The following is a 2,988-nucleotide window of genomic DNA, read 5'->3' on the forward strand; positions in this document are numbered from 1 at the left end:
GGCGCTGTGGTTGTGCGCCGGCCTGGCCGCGGCGGCGCCGTGGGCGGCCGCGGGCGTACCCGAGGCGCCGCGCGCGCGCATCATCGGCGTGGCCGACGGCTTGCCGTCGAGCAAGGTCAACGGCATGGCCTTCGATCACGCCGGCTACCTGTGGCTGGCCACTACCGACGGCCTGGCCCGCTACGACGGCGTCGGCATGAAGGTGTGGCGGCACGTGCCCGGCGATCCGGCCTCGCTGCCCGGCAACGACCTGACCCTGGTCAACGTCGACGACCGCGACCGCATCTGGGTCGCCGCCGAAGGCCGCGGCCTGAGCATGATGGACGCGCGCCGCGAGGGCTTCGTCCACTACCGCCGCGCCGAGCATCCGCAGATCGGCAGCGACGACACCTTCACCGTGGCCAGCCGCAACGGCGAGGTCTGGTTCGGCACCTACGGCGGCGGCCTGCACCGGATCGACCGCAACGGCCGGATCGAGCGCTTCATGCCCAAGGACGGCGACCCGCGCAGCCTGCCGTCGCCGACCGTGCTGACCCTGAGCTACGACGCCCGCGGCGACCTGTGGGCCGGCACGTTCAAGGGCCTGGCGCGCTGGACCGGGCACGACTTCGAACGCATCGGCCTGCCCGGCGAGGAGCCCGCGCCCTGGGTGTTCGCGATCGCCCCGGTCGGCGAGCAACTGTGGGTCGGCAGCAAGACCGGCCTGCACCGGCGCGAGCGCGACGGGCGCTGGACCGACCCGGACTACTCGGCGATGTTCGCCCAGCTCAACGCGGTGCTGAGCGTGGCGCCGGACCGCGACGGCAGCCTGTGGCTCGGCACCCAGCGCAGCATCTGGCGGGCCACGCCGCAGTCGGTGCCGGCGCCGATGGCGCTGGGCCCGGCGCGGCCGGCGCGGCCGGTGCAGCAGATCGTCGGCCAGGACGACGGCTCGTTCTGGTTCCCGCTGGCCGGCGTCGGCGTCGGCTATCTGCGCCCGGACTGGCGCCGCATCGCCCAGTACTCGCGCGAGCGCGGCAGCCTCAGCAGCGAGCTGTACACCGCGCTGGCGCCGTCGGCGCGGCGCGGGTTCTGGCTGATCGGCGCGCGCGGCGAGATCGAGCGGCTGGGCCAGGACGGCGTGGTCGAACCGATCAGCGACGGTCCGCACGACGCGCTGAGCAAGGGCGGCATTCCCAACACCGCGGTCGAGGACCGCCAGGGCCGGCTGTGGGTCGCCACCAGCCGCAACAACCTGGTGCGGATCGATCCGTCCGGCGCGTGGCGCGACTGGAGCGAAACCGGGCCCGACCCGGTCCTGCCCGGCGAGCCCGACCGCATGGCGCTCGCGCCCGACGGCACGCTGTGGATTTCCTACCTGACCCAGGGCCTGCAACAGCGCGACCCCGACAGCGGCCGCGTGCTCGCCACCATCGCGGTCGGCCCGGAGCAGGGTATCGGCAACGGCGATTTCGACAACATCGGCTTCGCCCCCGACGGCGCGTTGTGGATCGCCTCGGGCGAGGGCCTGCTCAGCCGCGACGCCAAGCGCAACGTCATGGCCGCGGTGCCGGGCCTGCCGCGCGACCGCGTGTTCGGCTTCGCCTTCGAAAGCGCCGACAGCCTGTGGCTGCAACGGCTCAACGGCCTGGAGCATTACCAGCGCGAAGGCGGACGCTGGGAACTGCGCGACCGCGCCGGCGTGGAGCGCGGCATTCCCGCGGTCGAAGGCACCGGCCTGTTCCGCGACCGCGCCGGACGGCTGTGGCTGCCGACCGCGCGCGGCCTGTTCCGCTGGGATCCCAGGCAACTGCGCCTGCGCCGCTTCGGCGTGCAGGACGGCATGAGCAGCCAGGAGTTCCTGCGCCGCGCCAGCGTGCTGACCGGCGACGGCACCCTGGCCGCGTCGCTGTCGGACGGCAGCGTGGTGCTGATCGACACCGCCTGGCCGGACCCGGCGCCGCGCCAGCCGCGGCTGGTCTGGCACCAGCTCGACGTGCGCCGTCACGGCCGCTGGGTGCCGCTGGCCTTGGACAAGCCGGTGCGGCCGTCGGGCTCCGAGCGCGCCTCGCGCTACGAAGCGCTGCCGACCCTGGCGCCGGACGACCGCGAGATGCGCGTGCAGATGCGCCTGCTGTCGTTCGACGATCCGCAGGCCAACCGTTACTACACCCGCCTGGAAGGCTACGACAGCGACTGGGTCGCGGTCGGCGAGAGCGGCGAGCGGGTGTTCGCCGGCCTGCCGCCGGGCAGCTACGTGCTGCATGCGCGCGCGATCGACGCCAACGGCAACACCGCGCTGGAGCGGGTGCTGGAATTCAACGTGCGCCCGCCGTGGTGGCGCACGCCGCCGGCGCTGGCGGCGTTGCTGGGCCTGCTCGCGCTGGCGGCGTGGTGGGGCACGATGCTGTACCGGCGCCGGCTGGCGCGGCGGCTCAACTGGCAGCGCGCCGAGCACGAGCGCGAAGTGGCCAAGCAGGCGTCGCTGGCGAAGACCCGGTTCCTGGCGACGCTGGGCCACGAGGTGCGCACGCCGATGACCGGCGTGCTGGGGATGAGCGAGCTGTTGCTGGATACGCCGCTGGACCAGAAGCAGCGCGGCTATACCGAATCGATCCGCCGCGCCGGCGAACACCTCTTGCGTTTGGTCAACGACGCGCTCGACCTGGCCCGGATCGAATCGGGCAAGCTCGAACTCGCGCACGAACCGTTCGACGTTCGCGCATTGGTCGCGCAAGCCGCCGACCTGATGCGGCCGCTGGCGCAGCAGCGCGGCCTGCGCTTCGACGTGGACGTGGCCGCCGATGCGCCGCGCGGCTTGCGCGGCGACAGCAGCCGGGTCTGCCAGGTGCTGCTGAACCTGCTCGGCAATGCGATCAAGTTCACCGACGTCGGCGCGGTGAGCCTGCGCGTGCAGCGGTTGACCCCGCAGGGCGTGCGCTTCGAAGTCAGCGACACCGGCCCGGGCCTCAACGAAGAACAGAAGCAGCGCCTGTTCCGCCGCTTCGA

General features: G+C 73.2%; 1 protein-coding gene. It reads left to right on the plus strand.

The window, feature by feature from the left end; all coding sequences use genetic code 11:
• Positions 1-124 precede the first annotated feature (124 nt).
• A partial coding sequence (locus tag A7A76_RS09345; protein WP_206410952.1) for a sensor histidine kinase occupies positions 125-2,988 on the plus strand: 2,864 nt, incomplete at its 3' end.

This window comes from Lysobacter enzymogenes, assembly GCF_017168095.1.
GTDB classification, from domain to species: domain Bacteria; phylum Pseudomonadota; class Gammaproteobacteria; order Xanthomonadales; family Xanthomonadaceae; genus Lysobacter; species Lysobacter enzymogenes_D.